Source organism: Pseudomonas sp. H1_A03 (assembly GCF_054685145.1).
The window spans coordinates 5193645-5211578 of the sequence record NZ_CP162829.1; the positions used below are offsets into that span (position 1 = coordinate 5193645).

At 60.0% G+C, this 17934-nt stretch carries 13 protein-coding genes; all 13 read left to right on the forward strand.

The genetic code is table 11. The features are described 5' to 3' along the window. Positions 1-9 precede the first annotated feature (9 nt). The 13 genes from AB4O35_RS23960 to AB4O35_RS24020 all read left to right on the forward strand — a co-directional run bounded on the left by AB4O35_RS23960 (position 10) and on the right by AB4O35_RS24020 (position 17934). Positions 10-1053, forward strand: a complete 1044-nt coding sequence (locus AB4O35_RS23960) for a PLP-dependent cysteine synthase family protein (RefSeq protein WP_065872282.1) — start codon at positions 10-12, stop codon at positions 1051-1053. Between the two features lie 25 nt (positions 1054-1078). After that, positions 1079-2227: an NAD/NADP-dependent octopine/nopaline dehydrogenase family protein gene (locus AB4O35_RS23965; protein WP_065889289.1), complete on the forward strand. Its 1149-nt coding sequence runs from the start codon at positions 1079-1081 to the stop codon at positions 2225-2227. A gap of 37 nt (positions 2228-2264) precedes the next feature. Next, on the forward strand, positions 2265-4115 hold the full coding sequence (locus tag AB4O35_RS23970) for an IucA/IucC family protein (protein ID WP_065889287.1): 1851 nt from the start codon (positions 2265-2267) through the stop codon (positions 4113-4115). A 16-nt stretch (positions 4116-4131) separates the two neighbouring features. Continuing rightward, entirely contained in the window at positions 4132-5376 is a 1245-nt protein-coding gene (locus AB4O35_RS23975) for an MFS transporter (protein ID WP_065889286.1), read from the forward strand. Positions 5377-5391: 15 nt separating this feature from the next. Continuing rightward, complete coding sequence (locus tag AB4O35_RS23980) at positions 5392-6576, forward strand: aminotransferase class V-fold PLP-dependent enzyme (RefSeq protein ID WP_065872286.1); 1185 nt, start codon at positions 5392-5394, stop codon at positions 6574-6576. An 85-nt stretch (positions 6577-6661) separates the two neighbouring features. Further along, positions 6662-7177, forward strand: a complete 516-nt coding sequence (locus AB4O35_RS23985; RefSeq protein WP_065945939.1) for a sigma-70 family RNA polymerase sigma factor — start codon at positions 6662-6664, stop codon at positions 7175-7177. Then, positions 7178-8155 (forward strand): FecR domain-containing protein, encoded by a 978-nt coding sequence (locus AB4O35_RS23990; RefSeq protein ID WP_065872288.1) that lies wholly within the window; start codon positions 7178-7180, stop codon positions 8153-8155. Positions 8156-8256: 101 nt separating this feature from the next. Further along, the gene (locus tag AB4O35_RS23995; RefSeq protein ID WP_065945940.1) at positions 8257-10671 is read left to right on the forward strand and encodes a TonB-dependent receptor; all 2415 of its coding nucleotides are present in this window, start codon (positions 8257-8259) and stop codon (positions 10669-10671) included. 64 nt (positions 10672-10735) lie between these two features. After that, a complete protein-coding gene (locus AB4O35_RS24000) occupies positions 10736-11890 on the forward strand; it encodes an ABC transporter substrate-binding protein (protein ID WP_065872290.1) in 1155 nt (384 codons plus the stop codon). Continuing rightward, positions 11887-12933 (forward strand): FecCD family ABC transporter permease, encoded by a 1047-nt coding sequence (locus tag AB4O35_RS24005; protein WP_065872291.1) that lies wholly within the window; start codon positions 11887-11889, stop codon positions 12931-12933. Before AB4O35_RS24000 ends, AB4O35_RS24005 begins: the two co-directional genes overlap by 4 nt. Then, positions 12927-13682 carry an ABC transporter ATP-binding protein gene (locus tag AB4O35_RS24010; protein WP_065872292.1) on the forward strand — a complete coding sequence of 252 codons (756 nt, stop codon included), beginning with the start codon at positions 12927-12929 and terminating at the stop codon, positions 13680-13682. Before AB4O35_RS24005 ends, AB4O35_RS24010 begins: the two co-directional genes overlap by 7 nt. Before the next feature lie 1070 nt (positions 13683-14752). Next, positions 14753-15700, forward strand: a complete 948-nt coding sequence (locus tag AB4O35_RS24015; RefSeq protein WP_065872293.1) for a toll/interleukin-1 receptor domain-containing protein — start codon at positions 14753-14755, stop codon at positions 15698-15700. Positions 15701-16101: 401 nt separating this feature from the next. Then, on the forward strand, positions 16102-17934 hold the full coding sequence (locus AB4O35_RS24020; protein WP_065872294.1) for an AAA family ATPase: 1833 nt from the start codon (positions 16102-16104) through the stop codon (positions 17932-17934).

Consider the following 17934-nt stretch of genomic DNA (forward strand, 5'->3'; position numbering starts at 1 on the left):
GTACTTCCTATGATACTGAACAAAGTTTCCGAACTGATTGGTAATACGCCCATGTTGGGTATTTATATCCCGGGAACTGACGCCCGGCTGTTATTAAAGATAGAGAAAAATAACCCCGGTGGCAGTATCAAAGACCGCATGGCGCGCAACATGGTACTCGCCGCGCTCAAATCCGGACGCCTGAAACCGGGCGGTGTGGTGGTCGAGTCGTCGTCGGGCAATACCGGCATCGGCCTGGCCATGGCCGCCGTTGAATTCGGCCTGCAGTTTATCGCGGTGGTTGACCATCACGCGGCGCAGGACAAGATCGCGGTGATGAAGGCACTGGGCGCGGATATTCGGTTTGTCGCGGGGACCTATCGCGAAGATGAAGTCGCGGTGGTAGAGCGCCAGCGCCTGGCGGCCGAACTCGCCGAGCAGATCCCGGGCGCCGTGTTCATGAACCAGTCCGATAACGCGGCCAACGCCGGCGGCTACAGCGACTTTGTGCGGGAAACCATCGTTCAGGCCGAAGGTGTTATCGGCGCGTATGTCGGTTGCGTCGGTACCGGCGGGTCGATGACCGGAATTGCCCGAGGCCTTAAACAGCACAACCCCGACATCGTCACAGTGGCAGTGGAACCCGCAGGCTCCATCGTCTTCGGGCACCCCGGCTATCCGTATTATCAGTCCGGTACCGGCACGCCTGCCGGGGACACAGTGGGGCTGGTGCTCGATTACAGCTGCATCGACCTGGGCGTGCAGGTTACCGACTCACAAGCCTTCGAGACCTCCCGCTATATCGCCCGCCACCTCGCCCTGCTCGTAGGCGGCTCAACCGGTGGTGCGATTTTCAAGGCCCTGGAACTGATTCACAAAGGTGTACTGAGCGGCAACGTAGTGGTGCCGATTGCCGATGGCGGCGAAAAATACCTGCACACGGTCTTCGATGATAAGTGGCTGGACGAACGCGACCTGCTCGACCCCGGCGTCGCGTCGCAGCTGGATGCCTGGTTGGGCAAGAACCATTGGCAGGAGTCCAGCTCCGCCCCGCTGCAACTCAGCGTTGCATGACCCTCTTTCGACTAAGGAACGCCTCATGAAACCGCTGAAAGTCGCCATTTGCGGCGGTGGCCGGACCGGTCATCTCAACGCCATCCTGTTCAAACAACTGCCCGACGTCCAGGTTGCGCTGCTGACCAGCAATCTGGACGTCATCGACCACCACGCCCGGCAGGTGCCGCTCCAGGCTGTGCTGCCGGACGGATCCACGCTGACCGCCCGGCTGGACCGGGTGACCGCCGAGGCCAGGCCCGCCGTCGAAGACGCCGATATCGTCATCATCACGGTGCCAGCCCATGCCCGCGCCAAAATCCTGCAAGCCATCGCGCCGCAACTGAGCACGAGTAAACCGGTGTACATCGGGGCGATTCCGGGCTTCTGCGGGTTCGACTGGCTGGCCGAGGCCACACTGGCAAATCACCCGAACCTGGTGATATGGGGCATGAAGGACGTGCCTCATACCGCCTTCGAACTCAAACCCGGCCGGTCGATAAAAATGGGCGGCGGCAAAAGCCAGTTGTATGTCGCGACCCATTCGCGAGAATCCCAGGCGTCGCGCCAGCACCTGCACGACATCCTCAAACGGCTCTACGGCCCTTGCGTCACGCTGCTCGATCACTACCTGGAAATCACCCTGACGCCCGGCAACCCGATCATGCACAGCTCGGTGATCTACGGGTTGATCGGCCCCTACGGCCAATGGCACCGCAAGATCTTTCCGCAGCGCCTGTGCTGGTGGACGGAGTGCCCCGAACTGGGCGCTTACTTCCTGGAACGCATGGATCAGGAAAGCCAGGAACTGTGCGCGGTCATCAGTGAGCGCATGGGCGTCGATCTGTCGTCCGTCAAATCCTTGAAACAGGAAATCGTCGAGGCGTACGGCGATCAGATTCGCGACCAGAGCAGCATGTTGTCGATTCTGCGCACCAACCAGGCCTACAACGACATCCTCGCCCCCATGGTGCCGGCCGGCGATAACCGCGCCGGGTATGTGATCGAGCGTGAGAGCCGCGCGTTCAACGAAGACGTCGCCTATGGGCTGGTGTTGCTGGTGGAAATGGCCAGGCGGTTTGAACTGAAAGTGCCCTATATCGAAGAAGTCCTGCACTGGAGCGTTGCCTACATGCAAGGCCTGCGCGACTCGGCGCTGGATTACTTCCCGAGCCAATGGCCTCGCACGGCATAACCCTTTTAATGAATGACTCAACGAGCAGATAGCTGATATGGATGACCTCAACACCTTGATCGCCTACTCCCGCAAAAACGCCCTGCGCCGACTGATTCGTTGCTTGTTTGCGGAAAATATCCTGGATCGTTCGGCGCTGGCGTTTACCCCTGACGGCCGCCAGGCCACCTACCCGCTCAAGCAGCGCGGCGCGCAGCTGTTTTTCTCCGAGATTGCACTGGGGCCGGCCGACACGCTGGTCAATGACGGCGACGTGGTGCTGCTGACGGCCGAAGGCGTGCGCCAGGCGATCACCCGCCATCAAGACTTGCTGGATGTACTGCGCGACAGTTTCGACTTTGAGCCCAGCGACGAAGGCGTGGCCGGTCTCAAGTCGGATATGGAAAACAGCCTGCTGAACGACGCCCATGCACGCCAGTATCGCCAACACTGGAACGCACGCCTGGCCCAGGCCGCTCAACGCCAGGGCCTCATCAGCCTTACCGATTACTTACGCCGGCATTCGAGCACCAAGGACGCCGCCATCCTGCTGGACCAGTGGGGCTCATTGGAAGGTCACCCCTACTACCCGACCTGGAAAGCCCGCCCCGGACTGAATGACTCTGAGGTCGAGCAACTGTCTCCGGAGTTCAACGCCCAGGTACCCCTGCGAATTGCCGCCTTGCGTGCTGACATGGCCAAAAGCGAAAGCATGCCCCACGTGACCAGCTACCCCGCCTGGTTCGCCAGCAACTTCCCGGCACACTGGGAGCAATGGAAGGCGGCGCTGAACGCTAAGGGACTGGATGAAACACAATGGCTGCCACTGCCGATTCATGGCTGGCATTTGCAGGCCTATGTGCTCAAGACGTTTGCCGCAGAAATCGAAGAAGGTCTCCTGATCACCGAGGGGCCGGATATTCAGACGTTGCCGACCATGTCATACCGCACGATGATGCCGGTACTGGACCACGCTGCGCCGCTGATCAAATTGCCCATCGCGTTGTGGATGACCAGCGAGTTGCGCAGCCTGCAAGCCAAGTCGATCCATATGGGGCCGCGCATCAGCACGGTGATCACGCAAATCCTGGAAGCCGAAAACGGTTTCGACCAGCAACTGGAAATCTTCCCTGAAGAAATCGGCGTGCGCTACCGACACGCGATCACCCAGGACGACGTACCGGGAAAACACCTGTCCGTGGTATTTCGTGCCAGCCGGCAAGCGTTCGAACGCAACGATGATCGCCTGCCGATCACTGTAGCTTCGTTGTTCACCCGTTTGCCGGGCAGCGGTCGGCCGCTGTTTACCGACCTGATCGAACGCGACGGGGAGCGCGCCGACGCCGCCAGCGTAGAACGGTGGTTTCGCCACTATGCCAAAGTCGTCACCCACCCCGTGGTGGCAATCTACCTGCTGTACGGTATCGGGCTCGAAGCGCACCAGCAGAACACCATGGTGCTGTTCTCACCCGATGGCTTGCCGCGCAGCCTGCTGATCCGCGACTTTGGCGATGGCAGGACCTACGCCCCGCTGCTGGAGGAACGCGGTTATACGTTACAGCCACACGTGCAGCCTGGCATTCTGCCTACGGTCTTTACCGGTGATATCGAACCGGTGCGCATGTTTGTACTGGACGCCGCGTTCCTCACGCACCTGCATGAAATGGCCCTATGGCTGACCAAGGAATACGGCATGGACAACACGCGCTTGTGGGCAGTATTGCGCGAGGAAACCGAAAACGCCTTCGCCGCCGTACGCGATCGGGTTTCGCCGCAGGTGTGGGAAGTGGAACGCCAGGCCTTTGTCGAGGATCCTTGGCCTACCCGTTCATTGCTGCGCATGCATCTGATGCAGTATTCCAACTACCGTTTGCAGCACACCCTGACCAACCCGCTAGCTGCCGTTTAACGATCGAGGCCGTCTCATGTCCCAAGCAGGTGCCATCCAGGGTTCAAGTGTGAGAATCCTTATTTATCTTCTGTTCGCGATCCAACTGGTCTCCATGGGCGCGATGGAAATGAGCGGGCCGTTCTGGCCCGTGCACCTGCGCGGGCTGGCCTCTTCGGAGTCGATATTCAGCTTCGCCAGCATCGCCGTGTACGTCGGGCCGATGCTGGGCATCATGCTGACCAGTGCATTCTGGGGCCGCATCGGCGATCGCTACGGCCACAAATTAATGATGATCCGCGCACTCGCGGGGTTGTCCCTGACCCAGCTCGGGCTGGCGTTTTTCAGTGACATCTGGGTCATCCTGGTCCTGCGTTTTCTGCAGGGCGCCTTTGCTGGCTATATAGCCCCGGCGCAGGCTTACGGGGTCAGTATCGAAGCCCCGTCGCGACGGGCCCGGTTATTTGCGATCCTGCAGATATCGACCAATGTCGGCTCACTGCTGGGCGCGGTCGTAGGCGGCCTGATCCTCGATTTCGCGACGTTTTTCTGGATCAATATCGTCGCCTCAGTGCTCTGTGCACTCTGTACCGTCATCGCCGCCGTGACGTTGCCGGATGTGCCTCCCGTACCGAAAAAACCGGCGGTGGCCACCCGCACGCCGGCCGCAGACACCGACAGCGTATGGCGCAGCTCTCCCCTGCTGTCGCTGCTGTGTGTCATGGGGATCCTGCTGCTGGCGCGCATGTTGCCGCAGACATCCTTTTCGCTGTACGTGAGCTCGACGTTCGAGGTCAGCAACTCAGTCGTCGGCCTGTGCTATGGGTTGCTGGCCCTGGGCTTTATCCTGTCGGCAACGGCGTGGTCGCGCTACTTCGAGCATCGTTCCCAGGCAGAAACCCTGCAACGCATCACGTATATCGTCATGGGCTGCATTGCCTTGACTGCCGTGGCAGGCGTAACGCGCAGCCCCGTGGTATTTATCGTTGCCTACTTCATTTGGGGGGTGCTGCTGGGGGCGACCACCCCTGTACTGATGGCATTGGTCTCGAAAACCGCCGACAGCTCGCGACAAGGCTACGTACTGGGTATTGCTCAAAGTACGGCGCAGTTCGCCTCGATTGCCGGCATCTCCATTGGTGGCTTGCTGAGCCAGGTCTATGGCCTGCAATACACCTATCTTTTCGTGTGCCTGGCCTATGCAGTGGCGCTGATTCCCATGATCGCGTTGCGGTACTGGTCGGTGTCCGCGCCTTCCAATCGCGTTGCGGACGGCGACTGAACAAGGAGTGAGGGTGTGAACGTTGAACAACTGCGTGCCGACACACCGGGTGTCGAGCATTTGATCCATTTCAATAATGCCGGTGCGGCGCTGATGCCTGAGCCGGTGGTCCAGGTCATCACTGGGCACTTGCAACAGGAAGCGCGCCTCGGCGGGTATGAAGCGGCCGCCCAATGCGCGGCTGAACTGGAAAATGTCTACGCCGCCATCGGGCGCCTGATCAATGCGCGTCCCAATGAAATCGCAGTGGTCGAAAACGCCACCCGGGCCTGGGACATGGCGTTCTATTCACTGGCGCTCAAGCCCGGCGATACCGTGCTGACATCAATGACCGAATACGCCGGCAACTACATCCCATACCTGCAATTGAGGCAGCAGCGCGGGATCGAGATCCGGATCATCCCCAACGATGAACACGGCCAGGTGTGCCTCGCGGCCTTGGCGACCCTGCTTGAAGACGAGCGCGTCGCCCTGGTATCGCTGCCGATGATCGCCACCAATGGCGGGCCTGTGCAACCCGTCGAGCAGATCGGTGCCCTCGCCCGGGCGGCGGGCGTATTGTTCCTGCTGGACGCTTGCCAGGGGGTGGGGCAGGTACCGATCGATGTGCAAAAGATCGGCTGCCATATGCTCACCGCCACCAGTCGAAAATATCTGCGCGGGCCCAGGGGCATGGGGTTCCTGTACATCGAGCCGTCCCTGTGCCAGCGCTTGGAGCCGGTTTTTCTTGACCTGCACGCGGCCTCGTTGCTCACGGCGGATAGCTTTAAAATTCGCACTGATGCCCGACGTTTTGAAAATTGGGAATGCAACGTCGCGGCCAAGCTGGGCCTGGGGGCAGCGACGGAGTATGCGCTGGCGCAGGGCATCGAACCGATGTGGCAGCGCATCCAGCACCTGGCAGGCTACTTACGCCATCGACTGACGGAAGTGACGGCTATCACTCCCCAGGACCTGGGACCTGTAAAGTCCGGCATCGTAACGTTCAGTCATCGGTACAGCAGCGCCCCACAGGTGCAGCAGTGGCTCGCCACGCAACCCAAACGTATCAACGTGAGCACCTCTAACGCAGGCTCCACCCTGCTCGACATGCAACATCGGGGCTTGCGTGAGGTCAGCCGTGCGTCAGTTCATGCCTACAACACCGAAGCCGAAATCGATTCATTGATTGACGCCTTGATACGCCTGTCACATGCCTGATCACGGGAGACAATCGCGCTTGCGCTCAAGTCGGGTTGTCAACTAGCATTGGGAATACTTCTCAATTACAAACAAATCTGCCGCCATGAGCGAAACCTCTTCCGCGAATCATCTCAATCACCTGCGTGCCATCGAGGCCCTATACAGCGGGCATCACGGCTGGCTGTACGCCACGCTGAAGAGAAAACTGGGTAACGCCATGGATGCGGCGGATCTGGCCCAGGACACCTTCACCCGGATCCTCGCCTCACAAGTCACGGTGATTGACCAGCCACGGGCGTACTTGAGCTGCGTGGCCAAGGGCATTCTGGTCAACTGGTACCAGCGCAAGGCACTGGAGCGCGCCTACCTGGATGCACTGGCGAACGTGCCCACCCACGAAGCGCCGTCGCCCGAGGCGCACTTCATGGTGCTGGAAACCCTGTACGAAATCGACGTCATGCTCGATAGCCTTGCGCCGCTGGTCAAGCGGGCCTTCCTGCTGTCGCAGATCAACGGCCTCAAGTACGACGACATCGCCGAGCAGCTGGGTGTATCGCTGATCACCGTCAAGCGCTACATGAAACAGGCCTTCGTACAATGCCTGATGCTGGTGGAATGAATGCTCGGTCTGCGCAGGGAGCCACCGCTGGACCCGCAGGTACTCGAAGAAGCCGCCGAGTGGCTGATGCGCTTGAACGAACGCGAACTGAGCGAGCACGAGCGTGCCGAATGGGAGCGCTGGAAGGTCAGCAGCCCGGAGCGTGATCGTGCCTGGTCGCGTGCTCAATTGCTGCAGAGCAAGTTCGGCGGCCTGCCACCCTCCCTGGCGATGTCGGCGCTGGACCGGCCAAACAGCCCGGAACGTCGTGCAGCACTGGGCAAGCTGGCGATCCTGCTGGCGGTGATGCCTGTGGGTTGGGGAAGCTGGAAGCTGGCGCAATCGCAGCAATGGTCAGCAGACTACCGCACCGACGTTGGCCAGCGCCGCGAACTGACCCTGGCCGATGGCTCGCGTATCACCCTGAACACCGATACCGCTATCGACGTCGTATTCGACGACCGCCAACGCCTTATTCACCTGCGCGAAGGCGAAATCCTGGTGCAGACCGCCGTGGACAACGCCCCTCAGCCCCGGCCGTTCCTGATCAGCACCCGCCAGGGGCGCATGCAGGCGCTGGGCACACGTTTTACCGTACGAGAAGTAAGCCCACGCACGCACCTCGCCGTGATCGACGGCGCGGTGAGCGTGATATTGGCCGATAACCGCCAGACCCCACCGTTGATCGTCAACGCCGGGCAGCGCACCGACTTCTCCTCACAGACCTTTGGTGAGCTGGCGCCGACCGATCGCTATATCGGCTCATGGACCCAAGGCATGTTGATGGCCGACAAGATGCGCCTGGCGGATTTCGTCGCGGAACTGACGCGCTACCGCCGAGGCTTCCTGCGCTGTGATCCGGCCATCGCCGACCTGCGCATTTCCGGGGCCTTTCCGGTCGGTGATACCGATCGCACTTTGAGTATGCTGGTGCACACCTACCCCGTGCTGGCGAACAGTCATTTGCGCGGTTATTGGGTCACCCTGTCGCCTGCCTGATTTCACGCAAAAATAAACGGCGGTCGGGGTGATACTTTTTTCGATCTCGGCTGGCAAAGACAGGAACAGCCTTTTCCTCTCGTCCATTGGGTCCTCCTTTCATGCCTGTAGCACGGCCCCTGCGTCCGGCTCGTCCGTTCAAACCGATGGTGCACGGCGTCGTGCTCAGCCTGCTACTGGCCGGTGCCGTCTGCCCGGCAGCATTGGCGGGCGAACCGGCCCAATTGGACGCGGTCGCTTTGCAGGCCTACCACATTGCCCCCGGCCCGCTCGGCGCAACGCTCTCAAGCTTTGCCGTGGACGCCGGCATTGCCCTGTCGTTCCAGCCGTCGCTCACGGAGGGACTGATCAGCCCCGAACTGCGCGGGACCTACTCCACCCAGGAGGCTGTCACGCGTTTGCTCGAAGGCAGCGGCCTGGAGATGGTGTTGCGCAGCGATGGCAGCTACACCCTGGTACCGCGCCGGCTAACGTTGTCGGCGACCACGGTGGAGGCGGCGCAAAAACATACCGATAGCCTGCCGCCGGTGTACCCGGGCGGCCAGGTAGCCGAGGGCGGGCGTCTCGGCCTACTGGGCAATACGGATGTGATGGACGCGCCCTTCAGCATCAGCACCTATACCGCGTCATTGATCAAAGACCAGCAGGCGACAACCGTAGGCGACGTGCTGGAGCGCGACTCCTCGGTCCGCTCCACCGGCCAGACGGGGGGTATCGTCGATTCATTCTTTATTCGTGGTTTTCCGGTGGGCGAAGGCAACCTTGGGGAACTGGCGTTCGACGGCGTGTACGGCGTGGCCTCCAATTACCGGGTCTTCACCGACTATGCCGAACGCATCGAAGTGGTCAAAGGCCCCGGCGCCCTCCTCTACGGCATGTCCCCGAACAGCGCCGTCGGTGGCGTGATCAACGTGGTCCCCAAGCGCTCCCTGGACGAGGACCTGACCCGCGTCACGGCCACCTATGGCCAAGACCTGCAACTGGGCACCCACATCGACCTGAGTCGGCGGTTTGGCGAGGACCGGCGATTCGGCGTGCGCGTCAACGGCCGCGCGCAGCAGGGTGACACCGTCATCGACAAGCAATCGCGAGACGTCGGGGTGAGTGCCATCTCCCTGGATTACCAGGGTGATCGCCTGCGCACCAGCCTGGACCTGATCGCCCAGCAAGAGCAATTTGACGCGGCTTCACGGCCATTTCTGATCGCTCCCGGTGTGCCGATTCCCCACGCCGCCAACGGGCGTACCAACGTCAGCCAGGCGTGGGGCTGGTCCAAAACCCGCGACGAGTCGGCATTGCTGGGTGGCGAGTATGACGTGAACGACGCACTGACCCTGTTCGCCCATGCCGGCGGTGGGAAGTCGAACGTGGCACGCCTTTCCGACCAGACCCCGACCATCGTCAACACCGCCGGGGACACCTCGTCGATTCCCGGCTATTACAAATTCAAGGTCCGGCGCTACACGGTCGACACCGGCGCCAGACTGCGCTTCGACACCGGGCCGATCAGCCACAGCACCACGCTGCAAGTCACGCGCTATCGCGATGAGTTGTCGCGCGGCATTATTTCCGGCCCGCCGATCCTGTCGAACATTTACCACCCTATCTCCCGGCCGGAGGTAGACATTCCAACGCCTGCCACGCCGAAAGTCTCGGCGACCGAATTGTCCGGCGTCGCGGTTGCCGACACCTTGTCGATGCTCGATCAGCGCCTGCAGGTGACTGTCGGCCTGCGCAAACAGACCATCCGCTCCAACAACTATGATGCGGCAGGTGCGGTGACCACGGCTTACGACGATGGCAAGACGACGCCGCTGTTCGGGGCAGTCGTCCGCCCCTGGGATCATGTGTCGTTCTACTACAACTACCTGGAAGGCTTGAGCAAAGGCGATATCGCTCCCGCCACAGCCTCGAATGCGGGCCAGATCTTTGCCCCCTACGTCTCACGCCAGCATGAGGTCGGGGTCAAGCTCGACTACGGCACGGTTATGTCCACACTCGCGCTGTTCCAGATCACCAAACCCAGCGGCGAACTGTCAGGCACAACCTTTGCGGTACAGGGTGAACAGCGCAACCGGGGCCTCGAACTCAACGTATCCGGCGAGGCCGGCCGAGGTACACGCCTGCTCGGCGGGGTGACGCTGCTGGATGCACAACTGACCAAAAGCGCGGTTGCCGCCAACCGGGGCAATACCCCGGTGGGGGTGCCCAAGGTGCAAGCCAATCTCTGGGCCGAGTGGGACGTGCCCTGGGTCGAGGGGCTGACGCTGACCAGCGGGGCGCTGTACACCGCCAGCCAATATGTGAACCAGGCCAACACCCAGCAGTTGGACCCCTGGACTCGCTTCGACATGGGCGTGCGCTACAGCACGCGTATCGCCCAGCGGCCGACGACCTTCCGCGCCACGGTACAGAACGTGTTCGACCGTGAGTATTGGTCGGGCGTCGCTTCCTATGGTGCGTTCTCTCAAGGCTCGCCACGCACCCTTCTACTGTCGACCACGGTCGATTTCTGAAACCTTCGGCCCGGCACGGCTAGCTGCACCGCCATCCGGCCCGACCACTGCAAAGGCTTTAACCATGGTTACCATTGTTCGACGCAGCCACGCCTTCGCCGGGTTGCTGTTTGCTGGTTTGTTGGGGTGGGCACTGCCGTCAGCGGCGGCCGAGCCGCAGGCAACACGCAGCACCGTCACCGACTTGCTCGGACGTCAGGTCAAGGTGCACCTGCCGGTCAGGCGCGTCATTCTGGGGGAAGGTCGTCAGTTGTACCTGGTTGCCGCGCTGGATACGCAAAACCCGATCGAGCGAATCGTCGGCTGGCGCAAGGACCTGATCCAGTCCGACCCGGACACCTATGGCGCTTACCTGCGTAAATTTCCCGACATCGCCAAAATCCCCACCTTCGGCGGCTTTGAAGATGGCACCTTCGATATCGAGCAGGCCATCTCCCAGCATCCCGATGTGATCATCCTCAATATCGAGGCCCAACATGCTACCGAGGATGCGCGATACATCGAGAAGCTCGACGCCCTGGGGATTCCGGTGGTGTACGTCGACTTTCGCAACCACCCGATGCAAAACACCGAACCGACCATGCGCCTGTTCGGCCAGTTATTCGGCAAAGAAGCACGTGCAGAAGCCTTTATCGACTTTCGTAACCAGCAGATCCGTCGTGTCACCGACGTGATCAAAGCGCAGCACCCTTCGCGCCCCGCCGTATTCATCGAGCGCATCGGCGGCTACACCGACGATTGCTGCCTGAGTTTCGGCAATGAAAACTTTGGGCTTTTCGTCGATATGGCAGGCGGCAACAATATCGCCAGAGACATAATTCCCACCACCTTCGGCCAGTTGAACCCCGAGCAAGTGATCGTCGCCAACCCGGAGCAGGTGGTGGTCACCAGTGCCAACTGGGAAGCCTTTGCCCCCGGTGGCCATTGGGTCGGTGTGGGCCCCGGTGCCGACATGGCGCAAGCCCGGCGCAAATTGGCCTGGTACACCCAGCGCCCGGCCTATGCCGGGATCAAGGCGCAGGATGACCAGGCGTTCCATGCGATCTGGCATCAGTTCTACAACAGCCCTTATCAGTTCGTGGCCATCCAGCAGTTGGCCAAGTGGTTTCATCCGACATTGTTTACCGACCTGGACCCTGAAGCCTCGTTTCGCGAATTGCACGAGCGATTCCTGCCGGTGCCCTATGAGCCTGGGTACTTCGTGAGCCTCAAGCCATGAGCGCCGTGATTCAACGCGACACCTACCGGCGCCTGGTGCTGCGCAAGCGCCTGATCCTCGCGGGCCTGGCCCTGCTGCTGTCGTGCAGTGTGCTGCTTGACCTGGCTCTGGGGCCGGCGAGCTACAGCTTCAATGAGGTGCTCGGTGCACTCTTTGCGCCGGACAGTGCGCCGGCACAGGTTCGCGTGGTGATGTGGGACATCCGCCTACCGATCGCCCTGATGGCGGTTGCCGTGGGTGCGGCGTTGTCACTGGCCGGCGCGCAGATGCAGACCATCCTCAATAACCCGCTGGCCAGCCCCTTCACCCTGGGCATTTCCGCCGCCGCCAGTTTTGGTGCGGCCATGGGGCTGGCGTTTGGTGTGGCGCTGTTTCCATTAGCGGCGCAGTACATGGTGCCGGTCAACGCGTTCATCATGGCCATGCTTTCGGCGCTGCTGATTCACTTTCTGAGCATGCGTCGCGGAGTCACCGCAGAAACCATCGTGCTGCTGGGTATCGCCCTGGTGTTCACGTTTAACGCGTTATTGGCTCTGGTGCAGTTTTTCGCCACCGAGCAAGCCGTAGCGGCCGTGGTGTTCTGGACCATGGGCAGCCTGACCAAAGCCACCTGGCCCAAACTGGGGGTGATCTGCCTGGTGATCGTGATCACCCTGCCGATCTTTGCCAAACGAGCCTGGGCCCTGACCGCGCTGCGACTGGGCGACGACAAGGCCGCCAGTTTCGGGATCAACGTGCGCAGCCTGCGCTTCCAGACGCTGATCATGGTCAGCCTGCTCGCCTCGTTCCCCGTGGCCTTTGTTGGCACCATCGGCTTTATCGGGCTGGTCGGCCCGCATATTGCGCGGATGTTGATCGGCGAGGACCAGCGCTTCTTCCTGCCGGCCTCGCTGCTGACCGGCGCACTGATTCTGTCCGCCAGTTCAGTGGTGAGCAAAACCCTGATCCCCGGCGCCATCTTCCCGATCGGGGTGGTCACTTCACTGATCGGCGTGCCGTTCTTCATATCTCTGATCCTCAGCGGGAAGAAAAACTCATGGTGAAGATTCAGCTGCAAGACCTGGGTGCCCGCTATGGCCAGCGCACGATCATCCGCGGCGTTACCACTGCCGCGTTCAACGGCGGCCAGGTGGTCGCCGTGGTGGGCCCCAATGCCGCGGGCAAATCCACCTTGTTTAAACGCATGGCCGGGCTGATCGATGGGCCTGGACAGGTGATCCTGCAGGACTCGAAAAAGGGCCAGCAAGGCATCTGCTACATGCCCCAGGGCTTGAATGCCAGTGCACGGTTGACGGTCTATGAATCGGTGCTCCTGGCCCGCAAGCAACTGTCGCCGCAATGGACCGTCCACGATGACGAACTGAATCTGGTGGACGAAATGCTCGAGGCCCTTGGCATCAGTGACTTGTCCTTTCGCAACCTCGGCGAACTCAGCGGCGGCCAGCAGCAACTGGTGTCAATCGCCCAGACCTTGGTGCGCGAGCCGGAAATCCTGCTGATGGACGAGCCCACCAGCGCCCTCGATATGCATCGTCAGGTGCAAGTGTTGAACTTCATGAGCGCACTGGCCCGCAAACAGAAGGTGATCGTGTTTATTGCCCTGCATGACCTGAACCAGGCGTTGCGCTTTGCCGACCAGGTATTGGTGATTGCCGACGGCACCGCGCAGGGCAGCGGCGCGAGTCATGAGGTGATCACCGAACACATGCTTCGCGAGGTGTACCAGGTTGAGGCGCGGATTGAGCAATGCAGCCGTGGGCAACGACATATTTTGATCGATGGGATAACTTGACAGCAACCCAACGCGCGCCAGCAAGCGCGACAGACGACTCGCAAGTATCGCTAGAGCGGCGAGCTCCGGCCCCAGCAACATGCGGATTATGGGCGCGGCAATGCATCAAGGTCGTAAGCCTGCACCCCTGCTGGAGGCCGGCGTGATCAGCGGTTGTTTTTTCTGGGGAGCTACAGCAGCGATAGGCGTTTTAGCCGTCTTGGCACGGGAGGATATCGCAGGAGTCGTCGATGGACACTCGTCTGAAGACCTGAGAGGACCCAGCAACAATACAAATTTGAGCCTGTCCGTTAGACAGTACTTAAAACGATACTTAAACGTACCGGATTGGATTGCCCTGGATTTCAGTGTTTTCCCGCAGAAACGAAAAAAGACGCCTAAGCGTCTATTTCGTGGATCCCAGTGCCCAATGGACATCCGCAGATCAAATTTTGGAGCGGGAAACGAAACTCGTATCTAGCGTCCGACCCATTGAAATCTAAAGGTTTTATTTTCTTTCCGATGCAGGAAAGGACTTAATCCTGGACTTGTTTTTGAAGTGTTTCAAAGGTCAAGAGGGAGTTTATTCCAAGCTGAGGGATTCGCGCCTTCTGCCAATCACCAGAGATGAACCAGGTAACGTCGATGGGCAGATGATTTATTGGTGGGGCAGGCGCCCCCGCGAGGCTCTGAGGTCTTGGATGAACTGCCTGGCCGGATACTCAATGACCAAGGCTGGGCGCGTCAAACTCTGTCAGAAGCCATGAACATATAAACTAACCTGACGCTTACTTCCATCCGCCTCCCCGACAGGGCTTCCCGCACAGGGTACAGCACAGCAGCTCCAGCTTGGGTCGAAAGCCGGCAGAGTGCTCAGCTCAAGTGGCATAACCGAAATTTCGGGTGTCAAGACAGCTACTGGCATACGCTGCCGTTGTTTCGCCTTCCAGTCACCACCTTGATGTGTTAAGCGTATGAGCGCCCGGCGCAGCCTTGTGCGAATATGCCTTGAGTCGTCACAAGTCACATGATCTATTTCGACACGACAATTCGGAAGCGCATATTCATCAACGGGCAGGTTAGGAGTGACAATGGCAAAGGTCTTTTTTTCGTATTCTCACGATGACGAGCAATACCGTGATCAGTTAGAAAAACACCTGGCATCGTTACGCCATGAAAGGCTCATCGAATCATGGCACGACAGGCGAATTCTGGCTGGACAGCATCTTGGAAATGAAATAGACCAACAAATCAATGCGGCCGACGTCATCCTGTTGCTCGTCAGCTCAAGCTTTCTCGATTCTCGCTACTGCTACTCCATCGAAATGGCACGAGCCTTGGAGCGAAATGCCGCAGGAGAAGCACAGATCATCCCGGTGATCGTCCGACCCTGCGATTGGCATTCAACCCCGCTGGGCAATCTGCTCGCTGCACCCAAGGATGGCAAAGCCATCACGACGTGGCCGAATTACGACGAGGCCTACACCGATGTCGCGAGGCAGATCCGAGCTGTGGTGACACGCATGTCACCGTCAGTGAACTCGCCTACCCCGCTTGCCGTTCCAACTGCGCCCTCTTTCCCAGCGTCGGTAGTTGCCCCCTCTCGCTCCAGCAACCTCGCCCTTAAAAAGACGTTCAGTGAATTGGATGCTGATAGGTACTTGCAGGAATCGTTTGACTTCATCTCACGCTTTTTCGAAGGTTCGCTGCAGGAGCTGGAAGCTCGCAATGACGGGATCAGCTGTCAGTTTCGCCGCATCGACGGCAATACCTTCACCGGCGCGATCTATCGCCAGGGCAACAAAGCCAGCGAATGTTCCGTAACACTTGGCGGCATGGGCGGACGAAGTATTGAATTCTCCAGCAGTGCATCTGCTCGTGGTGGCTTTAACGAGATGCTTTCGGTGGATCATGATGATCAATCACTATTTCTTAAGTCACTGGGTATGGCTATGCATGTCTCACGCTCACAAAAACTGACTCAGGAAGGCGGTGCAGAACTGTTTTGGTCAATACTCATCGGACCGCTGCAGCGGTAACTTGCACACGAATTGGAGTGTATGCACTGCATCAAAACACTCACGCTCAGTAGGCCGGGCTCCAGCGTGAGTTCGAACGTTAAACGCGTTAAAAGAAGCCCCGAAGCGATAATACAGCGTAGCTCGCCCTTAGTTCGTAGGCGCCTCCAAGTATCAAAGGCGAAAGATGCTTTTCCGGGCAACAGGCATTGCGCACGAGTCAACGCTGATCGCGGGGGTCGATACCCTTCCCGCCCAGCTCGTACGCCGACGGACTCTCGATCAAGTTGCATAAAGCACCCAGTGAAACAAGCGCCTCGTCAGACGCGCTCTCTCAACACAACTTTTCGTAACAGCGCACTGGCAAATGGGCGCATTGAGCAATACCCTGCCCGTACCGCCCCAACGTTACGAGCTGAAACATGTCAGGGATTGCCATATTTGAAAGCCCACGTTGGCTACGAGATCTTCTCCGCTTCTTGCCGCTGAAGAGCCAATTCGTCCTGTCCGGCAACATCCGCGACCTGCAGGCCAGTGAAGTGACGCCCGGCACGGTGACCGCGCAGAGCTTCAACCAAACCCTCTGTAATGCCCTACTCGATGCTGGCTACACCCAGGTCATCGCCTGGGATCCCGTGTCGGGTTTCCGGGTAGTCGACAAACCCGGTTCCGCCCCTGAAGCCGGCAAGACGTTGCTTCAGGAACTTGGCCTGACTCCGGTAAATGGCGTAGCACCCGCAGGTATCGATCTGCTGGGCGCCACCCTGCCACGACTGGTGGGTCGTGCTGGCGAACCTATCGCGCTGATCATCGACTTCGCCTCGCGCCTGGTGGTTCGCAACGACTCCCTCAGCGCGGCTGAACACCAGCTCTTCACCCAGGCCCTGGTGCAATCCCATCAGGCTCGCAGCCGTCCGGCCACGGAGCTGCGCAAACCGTTCTTCAATACCCTGCTATGGCTGGTGGAAAAAGAAGGCGATTTGCCCGACTGGTTGCTGGTCGACAACCCACGCCTGCGCCACATCCCCGTGTCCAAACCTGATCAATTGTCCCGCCGTGCATTGGCACCGGCGTTGCTCAAAGGGCTCAGTGGCAGCCAGGGCGCCAGCGAAGTGGTCATGCATCAGGCTGTAGAAGCCTTCGTCCAGAACACCGAGGGATTGCTGCTGCTCGATCTCAGCGCCATTGCGCAACTGGCGCGGGTCGAGGGTGTAGCCATGGAACAGATTGCCGATGCGGTGCGCCGCTACAAGATCGGTGTCACCGAGGACCCGTGGCTGAAGATCGACCGTCAGCGTATCCGGCATGCGGACGCGGTCGTCCATCAGCGTGTCAAAGGCCAGGAGCATGCGGTGACGCACATGCTCGACATCGTCAAGCGTGCGATGACAGGCGTCGGCGCCAGTCGCAAGGGCAACCGTCCACGGGGCGTAGCCTTTCTCGCGGGACCGACCGGCGTAGGCAAGACCGAACTCGCCAAAACGATTACCAGCCTGCTGTTCGGCGACGAAAGTGCATATATCCGCTTCGACATGTCGGAGTTCAGCGCCGAGCATGCCGATCAACGCCTTATCGGCGCACCGCCCGGCTACGTCGGCTATGACGTCGGCGGTGAGCTGACCAATGCTATCCGCGAGAAACCGTTCAGCGTGGTGTTATTCGATGAAATCGAAAAAGCCCACCCACGGATTCTCGACAAGTTCCTGCAGATCCTCGACGACGGGGTGCTGACTTCAGGCCGCGGTGATCGGGTGTACTTTTCGGAGGCCCTGATCGTGTTCACTTCCAACCTGGGAATCTATCGCCAGGGCGACAATGGCGAACGCGTTGCCAACGTCCTGCCTGACGAAGCCTTCGAGCAAGTCCAGGAGAAGGTGCACAGCGAGATCGACCGGTATTTCAAGCTCGTGCTCAATCGTCCAGAAATCCTCAATCGAATCGGCGAAAACATCATCGTCTTCGACTTCATTCGCGAAGGCGTTGCAGTGCAGATCTTCGAACAAATGGTCAACGCCACCTTCGACGACCTGCAGGGACAGAACCTGTTTATCGAATTGGCCCCCCAGGCACGCCAGACACTGCACAGCCTCTGTCTGCAGGACCTGTCCAACGGTGGCCGGGGCATCCGCAACCAGTTAGAGGCACGCCTGCTCAATCCCCTATCGCGGGCACTGTTCGATCAGGACGCGCAACCGGGCGAGCACTTCACGATCACCGAGTTGGACATCACTGGACTGAAGATGGAACGTCGCTGA